The organism is Syntrophomonas sp. UBA5494, from assembly GCF_002426325.1.
The window spans coordinates 1-1518 of sequence record NZ_DIPG01000026.1 but is presented as its reverse complement, the minus strand read 5'-3'; the positions used below and the strand labels follow the sequence as shown (position 1 = coordinate 1518).

General features: G+C 47.4%; 1 protein-coding gene. It reads left to right on the top strand.

The genetic code is table 11. From position 1 onward, the window contains the following. The coding region (locus B3W37_RS02695) for a sensor histidine kinase (protein WP_483174706.1) at positions 1-1323 on the top strand (1323 nt) is incomplete at its 5' end. Positions 1324-1518 lie beyond the last annotated feature (195 nt).

Sequence of the window (1518 nt, the reverse complement as noted above, 5' to 3'; positions counted from 1 at the left end):
ACCCTGGGCTTCCTGACGATCAGCCTGAGCGGCTTGAAAGATCAGGCCGCCAGCCAACTGGATGAAATCGAAAAGATCAACAGAAAACTGATGGACGGGATAGTGGCTTCTTATAAGGATATTGACCATCCGGATACATTTTACCGAATGCTGGCCCCGCTGCTTGACGAATATCAATTAAATCTGCATATCACTGATAACCTGGGCCAGCCAGTATTCGACTCCGCCAGGTATTCAGGGAAAGCCAGACCGGAAGCGGCGCTCACCGGAAATCAGCATAACTATCATCTCCCTATTGTGGTAAACGGCAATGTTACAGGGACTGTCACCGTTATTCCCGATCCCGATGTTCCGCCTTATAACATATACACCAGAATGACCACATATGTTTTCCTGAGTATCGGGGCCGGGTTTCTTTCTTTAATTGTTTTATTGGTTCTTTTTACCCACATCATAACCCAAAGCATCCTGCATCCCTTGAAAGAGTTGAGCCGGGCGACCGATGAAATTGCGCGGGGCAATCTAAACTATGAGTTAAAGCACCAGGCTGCTGATGAAATTGGGCAATTTGCCAAAGCTTTCGACCTCATGCGAATCAGACTGCAACAATCCCTGGATAAACAAGCGGCTTATGAATTGTCCCGGAAACAATTAGTCGCCAATATCTCTCACGATTTGGCCACTCCGATTGCTATTATCAAAGGATATGTGGAGGGTTTGGAGGATGGGGTGGCCAGGGATGAAGCAAGCTTTAAGCGTTATTTAGGGGTGATAAAGGACAAATCGGAACAATTGGACCGACTTGTCGAGGATCTCAGCCAGTATTCAAAGCTCGAATTGGGACGCCTGGAAATCAAAAAAGAACTGACCGACTCCAAGCCAATGTTTGAAAGAATCCTTAACTCCTTTGAGACTTCCTTTGAGAACTCCGCTGTTAAATTCCATGTAGTGCGTCCACTGACCTCTGTTCTTGTTCATGTCGACAAACACCGTATTGAGCAAGTCATGGATAATTTGATTCAAAATGCTCAAGGCTATTCCGGTGATCATGCGCTGATCGAAGTTCAAATAAAATCTCTGGACAATCATTTACAGGTGCAAGTAAAGGATAACGGGATCGGGATCTCTGCAGAGGATCTGCCTTATATTTTCGACCTTTTTTACAGAGGAGAAAAATCCAGGTCGAGGGAATTCGGCGGAAGCGGCCAGGGGCTGGCCATCAGCAAGTTTATTATCGAAGCGCATGGGGGAGAAATGTGGGCGGAGAGCACTCCTGGCAAAGGAAGCACTTTCTTTTTCACCCTGCCTCATACAGCCCGCTAATATTTCCCGCATCATCTTATCCTATGTGGAAACCAGGTTGACGCAGTCTGCTAAGAGAGGAGAGGAATATATGGATAACAGGGGAGTGAACTGGAGAAAAGTAAGCCTGTTTGTGGCCTTGACCTTTGCCTGTGCCGTTGCGGTTGGCGCCATCCCGGCAATTCTGCACCTTAAATGGGAGGGGACCGTGGCGGT